We start from the raw sequence: 16,156 nt of genomic DNA, 5'->3' as shown, positions 1-16,156 counted from the left end.
AGAGTAGCCATCGACACACATTTTGATGCATAACACGAAAGATTCCCTATCACGTTCGTGCCTCACTGTAGGGAGTGACGACGTCAGGACATAAAAAAACGGAGACTGAAGCCTCCGTTTTCAAGGTGTTAGTATGGTTAGATAATGACGAGAGACGTGGAGATAGAAAAAGCTCCTGACCTCATTAATAGAATCAAAGCCAAAACCACAAAGCCCAAGCTATTTCTTCAAAATACCCACTACAGAATTATTCTCTACGACGATCAATGAAGTAATTCCTTTATTCTCCATTACCTCGTAAGCCTCTTGTACATGCGCCTCAGGAGATATTGAAGCTGGGTTGAGCGTCGCAATATCTTTTGCAACAAGATCAAAAGCATCTCGTCCTTTCGACTCCATCGCTCTTCGTAAATCACCATCTGTAATAATAGCTAAAGACTCATCATTCAGATTAACCAATGTTAAACCTAAATGGCTCGATGATATTTTATGAATGATAGATGTAAAGTCTGCATTTGATGCAACACTAGGAAGGCTGTCAGAGAACATTTCATCTTGAACTTTCGACAGCAGTCTTCGACCTAAGCTTCCCCCAGGATGGAAGCGAGCGAAGTTTTCTGGTTGGAACCCACGAACGTCCATAAGGGCTACAGTCAAAGCATCCCCCATAACAAGAGTAGCTGTTGTAGAAGATGTAGGGGCAAGCTGCAGAGGACACGCCTCTTTAGGCACAGCAATATCTAAATGACAGTGTGAGTTTACTGCTAGTGTAGAGTTTTCTCTTCCTGTAATAGCAATGATGAAGTTTCCATTATCTCGTAAGAACGGCAACAGTTTCAAAACTTCATCCGTCTCACCTGAGTTCGAGATAGCAATAAATACATCTTCAGGTTTGACCATTCCCAGATCACCGTGAAAAGCTTCTCCAGGGTGCATGAAAAAGCTAGGCGTACCCGTACTCGCAAAAGATGCAGCTATTTTCTTTCCTATAATCCCAGATTTCCCCATCCCACAGATAATGGTACGGCCTTTGGTATTGATAATAGCGTTTATAGCAACTTCAAATTCAGAGCCTAATCTCTTTGCCATATAATCCAAACCGTCAATTTCGGTCTGAATTACTTGTTTTGCGATATCGATCGAGTTAACCATCGGTTTTTTCATCCATTATTTTTTTAGTATTTTCATAGTCTTCAATAGTATCAATCCCATGAGGCACAGCCCCTTCAAACACTATTGCTCCAATATTCATGCCATGGCTCAAGGCACGTAGTTGTTCTAGCTTTTCATAATTCTCAAGCTCATCTTCAGGATATGAACAAAATTGTTTTAGCGATGAAGCCCGATAAGCATAAATTCCGATGTGTCTTTTGGCCAATGACAAGTCATTTGGGGTATCACGGTTAATTGGTGATGCTGAGCGAGTAAAGTAAAGTGCACGACCATTATGACCAACAATAGCTTTGACCACATTGGTATTAATAAAATCATCAGCAGAGACCAAAGGAACGACAGCTGTTGTGATATCATATGAAGTATGTAACTGAGTAAAAGATACTATCCGTTGAATGAGTGCAGGAGGGATCATTGGTTCATCACCTTGCACATTCACAATAATAGTATCTTCACTCCAACCTTTAATTAAAGAAACTTCATTTATACGGTCAGTACCAGATTGGTGCTCTGGTGAAGTTAAAACAACTTGAATATTTTCAGATTTTAATGCATCGACTATGCGTTGATCATCAGTCGCAACAAAAATATCATTCTGCTCAATACCAGCTTCTTTACAACGTTCAATCACATGCCACACCACTGGCTTTTCAAGCAACGTGAGTAGAGGCTTTCCTGGCAGCCTAGATGAACCATATCTTGCGGGAATTACTACTTTAACACTCATCTTTTATTGCTCCATTGTTGCCACATCATCAAGGCGAATCTTATCAAGCAAAGGTTTGTAAACTTCTTTTAGTGAAAGGTTGAGTTGGTTTGTCAGAAGTAAATCGACAAATTCTCTGACCATCCCGTCTCCCCCCTTTAGACTTGATACCCAATCAGCATTACTAATAGCTAGACTATGAGCATCAATAGGAGCGACGGCTAACCCAACTTTTTCGAAGATAGGGATATCTAGGACATCATCTCCCAAGAATGCAATTTGATCTGCTGATATCTTATATTTAGAGCAGATATCAATCAAAGCAGGTAATTTATTCTTACAACCGGTAATTATTTCATCAAACCCCAATTGCTGACAACGAGTATCTAAAGCAGCACTTGCTTTACCTGAAATAACACCAACAAGAATATTATGACTACGTAATAACTCGATAGCTAAACCATCTTTAACATTAAATGATTTAAAAAACTCACCGTCTTTATTAATGTATATGGAACCATCAGTCATAACACCATCAACATCAAGCAATACCATTTTTATATTTTTACAAACTAACTTATCCAACATAACTAGACCAACTTAGACTCAATAAATGCTCTTGCGATGAACGGCTTCATCGACTTCCGATAGTTTTTCCATATACTTACGTGACAATATAGTTGGGCTATCACGCAATATTTGTTCAGCCCCTGAGAGTCCCTATAAAAACTCATGTTGTACATATTGCCAACTGATTGGGCAAAGTATGTGTTCCATACTTTTGAATATGGAGTATCCTAAAAATTTGAGGGGTATGATAACACTCCTGCTGAATGTTGAGTACCCATGCATACAGCGCCACTTCATAGTCTTGTCGAATTAATTATTAACGACGCTATTGAAATCTTCAGAGGACAACATTCAATTACCCCTAATGCTCTGTAACAAAAACGGAGACCGAAGTCTCCGTTTTTAATTTCACTATGAATAGCGAGGAATGATTACATCATACCGCCCATGCCACCCATACCGCCCATGCCACCCATATCAGGCATTGCTGGAGCATCTGTTTGTGGTAGGTCAGTTACCATCGCTTCTGTTGTGATCATTAGACCAGCAACGGATGCCGCGAATTGTAGTGCACTACGAGTCACCTTAGTTGGATCTAGGATACCCATAGCGATCATGTCGCCGTACTCGCCAGTCGCAGCGTTGTAACCGTAGTTACCTTCGCCAGCACGAACGTTGTTAGCAACAACAGACTCTTCGTCACCTGCGTTCTTAGTGATTTGACGGATAGGCGCTTCCATTGCACGTAGTGCAACACGGATACCAACGTTTTGCTCTTCGTTGTCGCCTTCAATGTTAGCCACTTTAGATGCAGCACGGATAAGCGCAACACCACCACCAGCAACCACACCTTCTTCAACGGCAGCGCGAGTTGCGTGAAGTGCGTCTTCTACACGGTCTTTCTTCTCTTTCATTTCAACTTCAGTCGCAGCGCCAACTTTGATTACTGCAACACCGCCAGCTAGCTTAGCAACGCGCTCTTGTAGTTTCTCTTTGTCGTAGTCTGAAGTTGCATCTTCGATTTGTTGACGGATTTGAGCAACACGACCTTGGATCATTGCTTCTTCACCCGCGCCATCGATGATGGTTGAGTTTTCTTTAGTGATAGTTACACGCTTAGCTTGACCTAGGTCTTCTAGAGTAACTTTCTCTAGGTCTAGACCGATCTCTTCAGAGATAACCGTACCGCCAGTTAGGATAGCGATGTCTTGTAGCATTGCTTTACGACGGTCGCCGAAACCAGGTGCTTTAACAGCAGCAACTTTCACGATGCCGCGCATGTTGTTCACAACTAGCGTTGCAAGTGCTTCGCCTTCTACATCTTCAGCGATGATTAGAAGTGGACGAGATGCCTTAGCAACCGCTTCTAGAGTCGGAAGAAGTTCACGGATGTTTGAAACTTTCTTATCGATAAGAAGGATGAATGGGCTTTCTAGATCAACAGAACCCGCTTCTTGGTTGTTGATGAAGTAAGGAGATAGGTAACCGCGGTCGAATTGCATACCTTCAACAACGTCTAGCTCGTCTTGTAGAGCTTGGCCTTCTTCAACAGTGATAACGCCATCACGACCTACTTTTTCCATTGCTTCAGCAATGATGTTACCTACTGTCGCGTCAGAGTTTGCAGAAATAGTACCTACTTGTGCGATAGCCTTAGTATCTGCACATGGAACTGAAAGTGCTTTTAGCTCTTCAACTGCTGCAACAACTGCTTTGTCGATGCCGCGCTTAAGATCCATTGGGTTCATGCCAGCTGCAACCGCTTTTAGGCCTTCAGTGATGATAGCTTGAGCAAGAACTGTAGCTGTAGTTGTACCGTCACCCGCAGCGTCATTCGCTTGTGAAGCCACTTCTTTAACCATTTGTGCGCCCATGTTTTGGAACTTGTCTTCAAGTTCGATTTCACGTGCAACAGAAACACCATCTTTAGTGATCGTTGGTGCGCCAAATGATTTGTCTAGAACAACGTTACGACCTTTAGGGCCTAGCGTTACTTTTACTGCGTCAGCCAGAACGTTTACACCTTCTAGCATTTTAACTCGTGCGTCGTTACCAAATTTAACGTCTTTAGCAGCCATCTTTATTTCCTTTAAATTCTTTATTCAGTCAGTTCAGTTTGTATAGCGCGGATTACTCAACGATCGCCATGATGTCGTTTTCAGACATGATCAGAACTTCTTTGCCGTCGATCTTTTCTGTTTTAGTGCCGTAGCCTTCAGCAAAGATAACCGTGTCGCCAACTTTAACGTCCAATGGTTGTACTGAACCATTTTCTAGGATGCGGCCTTTGCCCACAGCCAGAATTGTACCGCGAGTTGATTTTTCAGCAGCAGAACCAGTTAGAACGATGCCACCAGCAGATTTAGATTCAACTTCTTGGCGCTCAACGATAACTCGGTCGTGTAGAGGACGGATATTCATCGGTCGTATCTCCTGATAATTTCCATTTAATTTGATAGTTGCCACGATGGGCATTGGGTTAAAGAGTATGTTGGGGCGATACGGAAGATCCCAAGGGGTGGAAAGGAAATTTTGTGATCGAAACAGCAGATTTGGGATTCGAGATACAGAAGCCGTTATCGTCTCTCTGCTCGTACAATTGAAAAAGCCGAAGGGCGGAAGCGGCTTTCTCCGCTTTTCGCCCTTCGATAATCGTTTACTCGCTCATTGCTGCAGCCCTTTACTAATAGTAATAGAGACATTGCGTTAGGGTCTAACAGCATTTAAATACGAAAGGTCAACAGGCTCTAATTGCCATCCGTTAAGATAAGGTAAACATTACCATCCGGTAAATCACTGTGAGTAAAAACCTGAGATTCACCACCGCTCGCTTTGCTTATGGTCAGCTCTGTATAATCTTCGCCGTTAGAACACTTAGCAATCGTATCCTCGATACCTTTGGTAATAGAATACTTCTTAATTTGACCATTGCGTTCTAAACCCGACTCACACTTGGCCGTATAGTCATATACCTTATCAGTTGTGTTTTGTACGACAAACTTTGCATCCTCGCGACGAAAAGCTGAGCCATCGGTCAAGAACACATAATCACGCCCCTGATACTTTGCAATGGTCGCGACAGTATTCACTTTTCCTTTCTCAAACTCTTTCATCAACAAACCACAAATATTCGCAACGTCTTCTTTCGTGTTGCTATCAACAACATAAAAGCAACTATGACCAATATGGTGATAATCCTGAATCAGTCCACCTTGAGGCGCGCTAAAATTCACCGGATTCAGATCGGTTAAAAAAATATTATTGTCTTGATTGACATCAACGTACGAACTCAGCAATGAGACTACCAATGTTTGATAATGTTCAGGGCTGATAGAGGAGGAAGACTGCTCTTCAGGAATCACAATGTGCTTACCGACTTTTTTTGCCTCAAAGCTAATCAACTCGCTCCGACCTGCATCACCGCTACCACCACTGCCGTTGCAGGCAGAAACCATGGTTAATAAAAACACCATCGCAAACCATTTTCTGTACATAAAACCTCTCTGATAAAGCACCTTGCTTTCAATGGATGAACATCGCAGTGGCGCTATTGCCTTGACGATCAATTCTTAACCAGAACTGTAACCAAAAATAATCACCAAGCAACGAGAATCGTTATACATTTTACGAGCTACGTTCAGCCTCTCAAGTCTCACCATAAACCTTCCCGCTCCTCGAACTCCGTTTACTCTTATCTATTTTTCAGCTCTTCGCATCCCGAACCTCGTTGACTCGAATTTGCTCTTTAGAATTTCGCATCTGCTTTTCGCTTTTCTTTCTTTCCAAGCCACATCTGTTTATCCTACACCTTTCGTTCTAAATGGCGTTTTACATGCAAGATAAGCACGGGCTATTAACCGCCCCTATTGCGAGTACATTACGTACCATGACCATTCCGACTATCTTCGGTATGGTCGCGATCTTGATGTTTAACTTGGTCGATACCTTCTTTATCTCACTGCTTGGTACACAAGCACTGGCTGCCGTGAGCTTTACTTTCCCAGTTACCTTCGCAATCAACTGCATCACCATGGGCATCGGTGTAGGGCTTTCCACCTGTATTGGGCGGCTACTGGGCCAAGGGTGCGCACAAAATGCCGCTCGCTTTACTTGTCATGGATTATTGCTTGCTGTGTTGCTTGTTGGATTTGCATCAACACTGGGGCTTGTAACGCTAGAACCCATGTTTACTTTATTTGGGGCAGAACCAGAATTACTGCCACTGATATCTGAATACATGACAGTTTGGTACTTAGCCATTCCGCTGCTTGTTATCCCAATGGCAGGCAACAGCGCGATACGAGCGAGTGGCGATACCAAAACCCCCGCCAAGATCATGATGTTGGCGGGCCTGATTAACGGCATCCTCGACCCCTTGCTGATCTTCGGTTTCGGACCTTTCCCTGAACTCGGGATTCAAGGCGCAGCCATCGCTAGTGGTTTCAGTTGGTTTGGCGCATTGTGTGGCTCGCTGTATGTATTAATCAAACGAGAGAAATTACTCGCCCCGCCAAAAGTTCAAGAAGTTATCCTAGACTGGAAACAAATCCTCACTATTGGCACACCCGCTGCACTTTCAAACGCATTGAACCCACTCGCGGGTGCCATCATTATGATGATGCTGGCCAAGCAAGGAACCGAGGCTGTGGCCGCTTATGGTGCTGCTCAGCGTATTGAATCGATTCTGATCATCGTCTTGATGTCTCTCACTTCAGCACTCACCCCTTTTATGGCGCAAAACTTTGGCGCCGAGAACCCACAACGCAGTTTTAAAGCCCTGTTCTTAAGCATGCGTTTTGCCGTGTTGTTCCAAGGTTTGATCTTTTTAATGATGGTGCCACTGAGCATCCCTTTAGCGGCCCTCTTTTCTCAAGAAGAGTCGGTCCGAGGTCTCTTGTGGCACTACTTATTGGTAGTTCCATTTAGCTACGGTTTCCAAGGCATTGTGATGATGTTAATCAGTGCGATGAATGCGATGCATCAACCACTCAAAGCCTTCCAATGGAGCTTCATGCGCCTGTTCGTATTTACCCTGCCATTTGCCTGGGTCGGCAGCCAACTTGATGGTGTCGAAGGGCTATTTATTGGCCTAGCACTAGGAAACATAATGGGCGGCATTTCAGGATACTTGTTTGCGCTTCGTATAAGAGTTAAAGCGGGTGCGGGGTACGAGTAATAGGGATGCGAAGAGCCTAAAAAATCAGGTGCGTGAAGCGAAAAGATTTAAGCGCTAAACAGTAGAAATGATAATAGGAGCAAGTAAAGAGAATAGACCAACACCGCCTTTCAAGCGATAACATAAATATGGGTACTAATTTACATATATCATACAAGTGTCTTATTATTGAGCCGGTTTAACCCCTTTGACTGCGGATTTCAGTCATTTTTATAGTCACTTACAAGGATGTATAGGTTATATGACTCACCTTTCGTTTAAGAATAAACTCGTGTTACTGATCGTTGCGATCATCACCACAACGACGCTTATCTCCTACCTCAGCGTCAACCACTTTATAAGTCATTACATAAATCAATCAGACATTAAGAACATCACCCATGTTATTGACATCACCCGCGAAAAGATCGAAGCCGAACTCAATAGCAAAGTGACGCAAGCCACCAATCTCAACTTCAGTATGATGGACATTGCGGATACCAAAGAGGCCTCTGGTTTTGCTCAGATTGTGAAAATCGTCAACGGTTATGCGTTCGATGATACGGGCAACATCAGTGAAGAAGAGGCTCAGTATTTTATTAACGCTGCTGAGACACAAACTGAGCAACTCAGTATTAGTCCAATCACTGTTAAAGACAGCACCTCATACATCACTTTCTCCATTAAAAGATTTGACGATTCTGTTGATTTTCTCACTTACGATCTAGCTGCATTGACAAAGATCATCGTTGGGCTTGCGGCTGAGGGAAGCTTCGCGGAACTGATAGGTGATGGGACTGTTATTTACAACAATACGCACGGCAGTGACTTAACGCCGATAAAGCGAAATATCTCATTCGGTAATAGCCAGTGGCAACTCATTGGGTATATTGACCAAAGTAACATTCAAGCGAAAACAGACAAGCTAAATTGGATGATTACATTAGCGCTATTAATAACGGGTATGACCATAATATTGGGCAGTATTGTTTTGCTCCACTTTGCTTTTAGGCCTTTTGAGCAATTGAAGACATTAGTCGGTGACCTATCCGACGGCAACGGTGACCTAACGCAAAGGCTCAATATCGACAGCAAAGATGAGATAGGTCATATATCACAATCAATCGATCGATTTATTGCTCAACTGCAGAAGATGTTTGTTGATGTGTCTCATTCATCTGCACATATCGACCACGCGGTTGGTGAGCTTGCCAAACAGTCGCACAACAATAGTAGCACTCTAGATCAACACACCATTGAATCTGAACAGGCCATCACTGCCATTGAAGAAATGAGCGCGACGGCAGAGTCCATTGCGAACAGCGCTGACGATGCCGCTAAGCTGACTGACCGCACGAATCGCTACGCAGAAGAATCGAAACGTGCTGTTGGAAGCGCAGTACAAAGCGTCAGTGATATGGTCACACAAGCTGCTTCTATGTCTGAGACCATTGGAACAATGAACGAAGACACCAAGCAGATCAGCTCTGTGTTACAAGTGATAGGTGACATCGCAGAACAGACAAACCTGTTAGCCTTAAACGCTGCGATTGAAGCCGCTCGTGCGGGTGAGCAAGGACGTGGTTTTGCGGTCGTCGCTGACGAGGTACGCGCCCTCGCCGCTCGAACACAGCAAAGCACTTCTCAAATTAATGAAATGTTAGAGAAATTGAAGTCTACGACCGATAATGTCGTCAATGAAATGGCCTCAACGCACTCAAGTTGTCAACAAACGGTAGATCGTACTAACCAGGTCATGGACTCTTTAAACATTGTCACCGATTCTGTCGTAGAGATTAATGATCTTAACACCTTGATGGCGACATCGGCTCAAGAGCAGCGTCAGGTGACTCAGGAAGTCAGCCGGAATATGAGCGCAATTCAAGAGCTCATTCGTAAGCTCAACGAAAACGCCTCGCAAACAGCATCAGTCAGCGACGAACTGAAAGCAACCTCTGCAGGGCTGGGTGATGTCATTTCGCGGTTTAAAGTGCAATAACACAGGCGAACGACACACTTAAACGCCATCGTGACATACGATGGCGTTTTTCTTGGCGCAAATTTTTATTGGTGCGGAGAGGTGAGTGAATCAAACCTACCTAAGCTACCTAAGCTACCAGGCCGTTTATTCTTAAATTGACTGCGGAATCTCACCCCACTCTTCATCGCTTCTCATCCTGTTGACTCTAATCAAGCACCCGCTCTAAAGCTATTCTCATATCCTCTACTCGCACCCCGCATCTACTCCTGAGCTTTTCTCATCTCGTTTACTCGTATCTCGCATCTATTTTTCAAGATCCAGATACAAAAAAACGGCCACACTCGCGTGCAGCCGTTCTGGTATTAGATGAAAGTTAAAAGCTATTTAACTAAAACATCACCTGACATTTCAGCTGGGATTTCTGTACCAGTTAGAGAAAGCATGGTTGGTGCAAGGTCAGACAGCTTACCGCCTTCTTTGAACTCAACATCTTTGTTACCTACGTAGATAAGTGGCACTGGTAGGTTAGTATGTGCAGTGTGGATGCCGCCCGTTTCTGGGTTAACCATCATTTCTGCGTTACCGTGGTCTGCGGTGATAAGCAGTTGGCCGTCAGCTTCTTTGATTGCTTCAACCACTTTGCCAAGACACTCGTCTAGAGACTCTACGGCTTTCACTGCTGCATCGTAAACGCCAGTGTGGCCAACCATGTCACAGTTAGGGAAGTTACAAACGATAGCGTCGTATTTGCCCCCTTTGATTGCTGCAACGAGCTTGTCTGTTAGCTCTGGAGCGCTCATTTCAGGCTGTAGGTCGTAAGTTGCGACTTTTGGAGAAGCTACAAGTTGACGCTCTTCGCCTTCAAACTCGTCTTCGATACCGCCATTGAAGAAGAAAGTCACGTGCGCGTATTTCTCTGTTTCTGAAATACGTAGCTGCGTTTTACCTTGCTTAGATAACCACTCACCGTAAGTGTTCTCTAGAGAAGCCGGTGGGAATGCACATAGCAGTGGGATATCAGCTGCGTATTGAGTCAGCATCACGAAATCGATAGCTGGAAATACGTTACGCTCAAAACCAGCAAAGTCAGTCACGAATGTGCGAGTGATTTGACGAGCACGGTCGGCACGGTAGTTCATGAAGATAACAGCATCGCCATCAACGATAGCAGCAGACTCTTCGCCTTCTGCTTTAATTTCAGTCGCTTTAACGAACTCATCGTTTTCATCACGAGCGTAAGCGGCTTCTAGGCCAGCAACTGCAGTGTCAAATGTGAACTCTGCTTTTGCTTCAGTGAGCAGCTCGTATGCAGCTTGAACACGCTCCCAGTTGTTGTCACGGTCCATTGCGTAGTAACGGCCAACCAAAGAAGCCACACGGCCTTTGCCCAGTTTAGCGAACAGATCTTGGAAACGTTGAAGAGAATTTTCTGCACTACGTGGCGGCGTATCACGGCCATCTAGGAATGCGTGTAGGTAAATTTTCTCTGCGCCACGCTCTGCTGCCATTTCAACAGCTGCGTAGATGTGATCTTCATGAGAGTGAACACCACCTGGTGACATAAGACCCATGATGTGAACCGCTTTCTCCGCTTTCACCGCTTTGTCGATAGCATTCACTAGCGCTTCAGTTTGGCCGAATTCACCGTCTGCAATTGACTTAGTGATACGAGTAAGATCTTGGTATACAACACGACCAGCACCGATGTTGGTGTGACCAACCTCAGAGTTACCCATTTGGCCATCCGGTAGGCCGACATCCATGCCAGAAGCAGAGATTAGTGTGTTCGGTTGGTTAGCAATAAGACCGTCTAATACTGGTGTCTTAGCGTTCGCGATAGCGTTGTCTTGGTTGTCTTCACGGTAACCGTAACCGTCAAGGATCACTAGGGCCATTGGCTTCTTAGCTGACATAGAACTCACCTCGTTCAATTTGGAATAAATCGGTATAGAAACAAATTAGCGTAATTTTACTACAGTTTACAGTCAAAACTGTAGCGGAAGATCAAGAAACGTCTTAGGTAAGCGAATCGGATGTGAAAAAAAATGTCATTTTGTGTTCAAGACTCCGAGGCAATGTTTTGGATTAGACAGCAAATAACAACGCAAAATTCACGCAAGATGAGAGCTTGGATGCATATTTAAAAATGCTAACTTTGTTCCAAAAAAGTGAGCAGAACATACTCAACTAAGTGTACACATTGATAGTTTTAACGTAAGCTACACGCAAATAAAAACCATTAAAAATTTGGCTAGAGTTCATCATGTTAGTAGAGCTATCACTTGTTGGCTTCTTCTCCTTTTCGTCGCTCTTTGTGATGCGAAAAGCAGCAAAAGCCATCGGCTTAGTAGACAAACCCAACCAACGAAAACTGCATAACGGAGCGATCCCACTCGTAGGCGGAATCGCAATCAGCTTGTCGATAGCTCAGTTCATACTCACCCACCCCAATGTGATACCGCATAGCCAGCTTTTTTTAGCTTCTATCGCAGTGCTTATCGTTATCGGCGCGCTCGATGATAAATTTGATATTAGCTTCAAAATTCGGCTTGTCGTTCAAGCCATTCTCTCCATTTGCATGATGCACTTTGCCGATATTCGCCTAGAAAACATTGGTAATATTTTTGGCACAGGTGCATTACATTTAGGGTTTCTGAGTTCAGTAGTCACAATATTTGCGGTGATTGGAGCCATTAACGCGTTCAATATGGTTGATGGTATCGACGGCCTATTAGGTGGGCTTGCTATCGTCACCTTTGCTGGTATCGCCATTTTGCTCAAAATCGATAGCCAATACGGCTTGGCGTATTTGTGTACCGTATTTATTGCCGCGACTATCCCTTATATTCTGATGAACCTCGGGCTTCTAGGTCGAGAACGTAAAGTCTTTATGGGCGACGCTGGCAGCATGATGATTGGCTTTACTGTGATTTGGTTACTGCTGGGCGCAAGCCAAGATCCATCAGAAGCCATGATGCGACCGATTACGGCATTATGGCTAATTGCTATCCCGTTAATGGACATGGCCGCTATCATGTTTAGACGAGTAAGGCGTGGTGATTCCCCATTCAAACCCGACCGTGAACATTTACACCATATTTTCCAGCGCCTTGGTTTTACATCGCGCCAGACGCTGGCCATCATTTGTTTAATCGCCAGTGGCTTTGCTGGCTTCGGTATCTACGGTGAATTCCTAGAGATCGCGGAATCAACTATGTTCATCCTGTTTATGCTTTGCTTCATTTCGTACACCGTCGCGATGAGCTATGTTTGGCGTATCACAAGCTGGATTAGAAGTTGGCGTAATCTTCCTGAGAAAGTCTATTAATTTACATAAAGATAAGCTTTAAACTACAGCTGAAGTTTTGTAACGAATAGAGAAACAAAAATGGCCAAATTCACAATATGAACTTGGCCATTTTTTATTCTATGAAAATATAAGTTTCAAATTTATATTTCAGCACATCCCCATTCAGGGAAGTATTTACGTACATACGCATTCAAGTCTTTCTCTGCTTGAGAATACACCCGACCTTGCTCTTCATTTCCATCAATCACGGTTTCAACCATACCCGCACCTACTGTCACATTGGTATGGCGGTCAATCACAATGAAGGCACCGGTTTGCGGCAAGGCTTTGTAAGTATCTACAGCAACCTTATCAGTCAATGATACCTCTGACAGTGCTATTTCATTCAGCTCTAAAGAGTTACTATTTTCTGCGTGTTGATTTAGCGTGTTCACATCGATCTTGTGCGGGATTGCCTTCACTTTGCCCACACACGATTTGGTCGCAAACTTAAAGGTATACTCTTTGTGCGTACGCATTGGGTTTTCATCCATCCACACCACGTGCGCTTGCACTTTATTGGTCACATTTGGCTCATGACCGTTGTGTACAAGCATGTCGCCACGTGACACATCGATCTCATCTTCAAGCGTTATAGTAATCGCTTGACCAGGACGTGCGGTTTCAAGTTCACCGTCAAAGGTGTAGATAGACTTGATACGAGACTGTTTACCTGATGGTAGTGCCGTAACTTCATCACCGACTTGAACAAGACCAGAGGCTAGAGTGCCGCAGAAACCACGGAAGTTCAGGTTCGGGCGATTTACATACTGCACTGGGAAGCGCATGTGCTCCAAGTCTTTGTCTTGGTCGATTTTCACCGTCTCAAGCAGTTTCATCAAGGTTGCGCCTGGGTACCAGTCCATTTTCTCACTTTGGGTCACCACGTTGTCACCCTTCAGCGCTGAGATTGGTACAAAACGAATATCGTCGATGTTGAAGTTCTTCGCCATCTCACGGTAATCTGCTTTGATCTTCTGATACACCTCTTGACTGTAGTCCATCAAGTCCATCTTATTGATAGCCACAATTATATGCTTAATGCCCAATAAACTGCAGATGTAGCTATGACGACGAGTTTGAGTTTGAATACCGTAACGTGCGTCTACCATAACAATCGCCAACTCACATGTTGACGCGCCTGTTACCATGTTACGAGTGTACTGCTCATGTCCAGGAGTATCGGCAATGATGAACTTGCGCTTGTCAGTTGAGAAGTAACGGTATGCCACATCGATAGTAATGCCTTGCTCACGCTCAGATTGCAGGCCATCAACTAGCAATGCTAGGTCAAACGCTTCGTCCGTGGTGTTGAACTTTTGAGAATCTTTCTCAATCGCCGCCATTTGGTCTTCGTAAATCAGCTTTGAATCGTAAAGCAGACGTCCAATCAGAGTCGACTTACCATCATCTACGTTGCCACACGTTAAAAAGCGCAGCAAATCTTTATTTTCATGTACTTTCAGATACCCTTCAATATCCGACGCGATTAGCTCAGAGCTATGAGACATAACCTTCTCCTAAATTATTCATTGTTTCGGCTTTCCTGCCCAAACGTAAATTCTATTGTCCGCCCACACTGAGATCTGGGTAGGCATTGCTTGTTTCATTACTGGTAGAAGTCACTCAGCACTTGGGTAAACGTTTCAACGTTATATTTTGGCAATTGATTGATGCCAGCAGCGGCCTTACGCCCTCCTCCAGTCGGAAATGATGAACAGATCTCGTCTGCGCCGAAACGATTATTCAGCGGCGCACGTACGCTCACTGTGTAATCTTCACCATTTGCGTTTAGTGTTAACACTGCGTGAGCTAATTCGGGTTTTTGATTGGCAAGCTCATTACCAAAAACGCCACTGATGCGTCTCGCCCAAGCTTCACACGGTAGCTCAAACACTTTACATTGCGCATCGACATGGGAAGGCTCAATGTTAGTCACCTTCGCATGGTCGTTGGCATAACCTTTTTTCAACACGTGATATGGTGAGTTTTCATCATCAAGCAATACAAGCGGATCTTCAAATTCGCTCAACTGCCGATACAGCTCTGCAGGTTCGATATGCAAATCGCCAAGAGTTGCACCATAACCGTTGTAATTAATTAGTGTGCCAAGCTCTTTTAGAAACTCAGTTTCTGAGTCAGTCAAACCAACCTCTTGTGCCAGTTTTTGTGCTGAAACAAACAGGTTGTCACCAAACGCTGCCGCCACCGCCCACTTAGCATATTGACCATCAAGCTTTTTGTTTATAAGTAAACTAGTACACACTTCAGCATCAAGGTCGATCAGCGCTTCAAGCTTGTCAGAGTTTGGGATATCGCCGCTGCGGTGGTGGTCGCAGTAAAATACGGGGATATCCTTTGCAAGCAAACTTTCCAGCTCAAGCAGATTCTTCTCCATGGAGATGTCGAGTGCGGTAACCGAAGTCGCCTTTGCTACGTCAACTTGCTTAAGCAGTTTGATGTCGCGCTTCACACCCGTGACGAGAGTCGACTCTTTTGGCTCTGCAAAGCGAAGTTGCAGTAGCGCAATAATGCCATCAGCATCGCCATTAAATACATCGTAATGCATTACGCTTCATCCTTTAGGTTCAGATAGCCTTTCTTCTCAAGCTCACTCACCACATAGTCAGCGCAGGCTTCAATACTTAGCTTCTCTGTTTTGAGATGAATCTCGGGATTCACAGGCGCTTGGTATTCTGAGTCGATGCCAGTAAAGTGTTTAATTTCACCGGCGCGGGCTTTTTTATACAAACCTTTCGGGTCACGTTGCTCGCACACTTCAAGAGGCGTATCCACAAACACCTCAAGAAATTCGCCGTCCTGCATTAAATCACTTACTTGCTTGCGGTCGGAGATAAAAGGCGAGATAAACGCGGTCAAGACAATGTTGCCTGCGTCCACAAACAGTTTCGCCACTTCACCAATGCGGCGGATGTTCTCTATGCGGTCAGTATCTGAAAAGCCTAAGTCTTTGTTGAGACCATGGCGTACATTGTCACCATCAAGAAGATAGCTGTGTTTGCCCATTTGCAACAGTTTGCTTTCCACCGCATTGGCTATAGTGGATTTACCTGAGCCACTCAGACCTGTAAACCACAAGCAAACTGACCGTTGCTGTTTTAGAGCAACGCGATCTGCGTGAGTCACCGTCGAGTTGTGCCACACCACATCAGCGGATACCGAGTCATGGTCTTTACGTTGATAAGGAGTTGTCATGACTGC

General features: G+C 44.4%; 13 protein-coding genes. 3 read left to right on the top strand and 10 right to left on the bottom strand.

The genetic code is table 11. From position 1 onward, the window contains the following. Positions 1-219: 219 nt before the first annotated feature. The 6 genes from A3712_RS25975 to A3712_RS25950 form a co-directional block, all read right to left on the bottom strand. Positions 220-1,152 (bottom strand): KpsF/GutQ family sugar-phosphate isomerase, encoded by a 933-nt coding sequence (locus tag A3712_RS25975; RefSeq protein WP_063525561.1) that lies wholly within the window; start codon positions 1,150-1,152, stop codon positions 220-222. Further along, positions 1,145-1,900, bottom strand: a complete 756-nt coding sequence (gene kdsB, locus A3712_RS25970) for a 3-deoxy-manno-octulosonate cytidylyltransferase (RefSeq protein ID WP_063525560.1) — start codon at positions 1,898-1,900, stop codon at positions 1,145-1,147. The genes A3712_RS25975 and kdsB overlap by 8 nt, the downstream gene beginning before the upstream one ends. A gap of 3 nt (positions 1,901-1,903) precedes the next feature. After that, on the bottom strand, positions 1,904-2,467 hold the full coding sequence (locus tag A3712_RS25965) for a KdsC family phosphatase (RefSeq protein WP_063525559.1): 564 nt from the start codon (positions 2,465-2,467) through the stop codon (positions 1,904-1,906). A gap of 413 nt (positions 2,468-2,880) precedes the next feature. Then, a complete protein-coding gene (gene groL / locus A3712_RS25960) occupies positions 2,881-4,527 on the bottom strand; it encodes a chaperonin GroEL (protein ID WP_063525558.1) in 1,647 nt (548 codons plus the stop codon). A 52-nt stretch (positions 4,528-4,579) separates the two neighbouring features. Next, positions 4,580-4,870 (bottom strand): co-chaperone GroES, encoded by a 291-nt coding sequence (locus A3712_RS25955; protein WP_047049180.1) that lies wholly within the window; start codon positions 4,868-4,870, stop codon positions 4,580-4,582. A gap of 326 nt (positions 4,871-5,196) precedes the next feature. Further along, positions 5,197-5,943: a hypothetical protein gene (locus A3712_RS25950; RefSeq protein WP_063525557.1), complete on the bottom strand. Its 747-nt coding sequence runs from the start codon at positions 5,941-5,943 to the stop codon at positions 5,197-5,199. Positions 5,944-6,281: 338 nt separating this feature from the next. On the opposite strand from A3712_RS25950, the gene A3712_RS25945 reads away from it, so the two are divergent. Together A3712_RS25945 and A3712_RS25940 are read left to right on the top strand one after the other, a co-directional pair. Beyond that, positions 6,282-7,625: an MATE family efflux transporter gene (locus A3712_RS25945; protein WP_063525556.1), complete on the top strand. Its 1,344-nt coding sequence runs from the start codon at positions 6,282-6,284 to the stop codon at positions 7,623-7,625. 241 nt (positions 7,626-7,866) lie between these two features. Continuing rightward, the gene (locus A3712_RS25940; RefSeq protein ID WP_063525555.1) at positions 7,867-9,603 is read left to right on the top strand and encodes a methyl-accepting chemotaxis protein; all 1,737 of its coding nucleotides are present in this window, start codon (positions 7,867-7,869) and stop codon (positions 9,601-9,603) included. Positions 9,604-9,965: 362 nt separating this feature from the next. Here the strand turns inward: A3712_RS25940 and gpmM are convergent, their stop codons facing one another. Continuing rightward, positions 9,966-11,498, bottom strand: coding sequence for a 2,3-bisphosphoglycerate-independent phosphoglycerate mutase (gene gpmM, locus A3712_RS25935; protein ID WP_063525554.1), 1,533 nt, complete (start codon positions 11,496-11,498; stop codon positions 9,966-9,968). Positions 11,499-11,848: 350 nt separating this feature from the next. Here gpmM and wecA point away from each other — a divergent pair, with 350 nt between their 5' ends. Then, positions 11,849-12,913, top strand: coding sequence for a UDP-N-acetylglucosamine--undecaprenyl-phosphate N-acetylglucosaminephosphotransferase (gene wecA / locus A3712_RS25930; RefSeq protein ID WP_063525553.1), 1,065 nt, complete (start codon positions 11,849-11,851; stop codon positions 12,911-12,913). A 122-nt stretch (positions 12,914-13,035) separates the two neighbouring features. Here wecA and cysN read toward each other — a convergent pair whose 3' ends face one another. From cysN to cysC, 3 genes are all read right to left on the bottom strand, one after another. Then, the gene (gene cysN, locus A3712_RS25925) at positions 13,036-14,445 is read right to left on the bottom strand and encodes a sulfate adenylyltransferase subunit CysN (protein ID WP_063525552.1); all 1,410 of its coding nucleotides are present in this window, start codon (positions 14,443-14,445) and stop codon (positions 13,036-13,038) included. 98 nt (positions 14,446-14,543) lie between these two features. After that, a complete protein-coding gene (locus A3712_RS25920) occupies positions 14,544-15,503 on the bottom strand; it encodes a hypothetical protein (protein ID WP_063525551.1) in 960 nt (319 codons plus the stop codon). Beyond that, positions 15,503-16,150, bottom strand: coding sequence for an adenylyl-sulfate kinase (cysC, locus tag A3712_RS25915; protein WP_063525550.1), 648 nt, complete (start codon positions 16,148-16,150; stop codon positions 15,503-15,505). The genes A3712_RS25920 and cysC overlap by 1 nt, the downstream gene beginning before the upstream one ends. Positions 16,151-16,156: the final 6 nt, after the last annotated feature.

It is taken from the genome of Vibrio sp. HI00D65 (assembly GCF_001635455.1).
GTDB lineage: Bacteria > Pseudomonadota > Gammaproteobacteria > Enterobacterales > Vibrionaceae > Vibrio.
The sequence above is the reverse complement of the archived record's forward strand: the minus strand, read 5'-3'. Positions and strand labels throughout refer to the sequence as shown.

What these genes read in the sequence shown, in the direction of transcription:
- A3712_RS25975 (WP_063525561.1), bottom strand. Translation starts at nt 1,152, where the DNA reads ATGGTTAACTCGATCGATATCGCAAAACAAGTAATTCAGACCGAAATT.
- kdsB (WP_063525560.1), bottom strand. Translation starts at nt 1,900, where the DNA reads ATGAGTGTTAAAGTAGTAATTCCCGCAAGATATGGTTCATCTAGGCTG.
- A3712_RS25965 (WP_063525559.1), bottom strand. Translation starts at nt 2,467, where the DNA reads ATGTTGGATAAGTTAGTTTGTAAAAATATAAAAATGGTATTGCTTGAT.
- groL (WP_063525558.1), bottom strand. Translation starts at nt 4,527, where the DNA reads ATGGCTGCTAAAGACGTTAAATTTGGTAACGACGCACGAGTTAAAATG.
- A3712_RS25955 (WP_047049180.1), bottom strand. Translation starts at nt 4,870, where the DNA reads ATGAATATCCGTCCTCTACACGACCGAGTTATCGTTGAGCGCCAAGAA.
- A3712_RS25950 (WP_063525557.1), bottom strand. Translation starts at nt 5,943, where the DNA reads ATGTACAGAAAATGGTTTGCGATGGTGTTTTTATTAACCATGGTTTCT.
- A3712_RS25945 (WP_063525556.1), top strand. Translation starts at nt 6,282, where the DNA reads ATGCAAGATAAGCACGGGCTATTAACCGCCCCTATTGCGAGTACATTA.
- A3712_RS25940 (WP_063525555.1), top strand. Translation starts at nt 7,867, where the DNA reads ATGACTCACCTTTCGTTTAAGAATAAACTCGTGTTACTGATCGTTGCG.
- gpmM (WP_063525554.1), bottom strand. Translation starts at nt 11,498, where the DNA reads ATGTCAGCTAAGAAGCCAATGGCCCTAGTGATCCTTGACGGTTACGGT.
- wecA (WP_063525553.1), top strand. Translation starts at nt 11,849, where the DNA reads ATGTTAGTAGAGCTATCACTTGTTGGCTTCTTCTCCTTTTCGTCGCTC.
- cysN (WP_063525552.1), bottom strand. Translation starts at nt 14,445, where the DNA reads ATGTCTCATAGCTCTGAGCTAATCGCGTCGGATATTGAAGGGTATCTG.
- A3712_RS25920 (WP_063525551.1), bottom strand. Translation starts at nt 15,503, where the DNA reads ATGCATTACGATGTATTTAATGGCGATGCTGATGGCATTATTGCGCTA.
- cysC (WP_063525550.1), bottom strand. Translation starts at nt 16,150, where the DNA reads ATGACAACTCCTTATCAACGTAAAGACCATGACTCGGTATCCGCTGAT.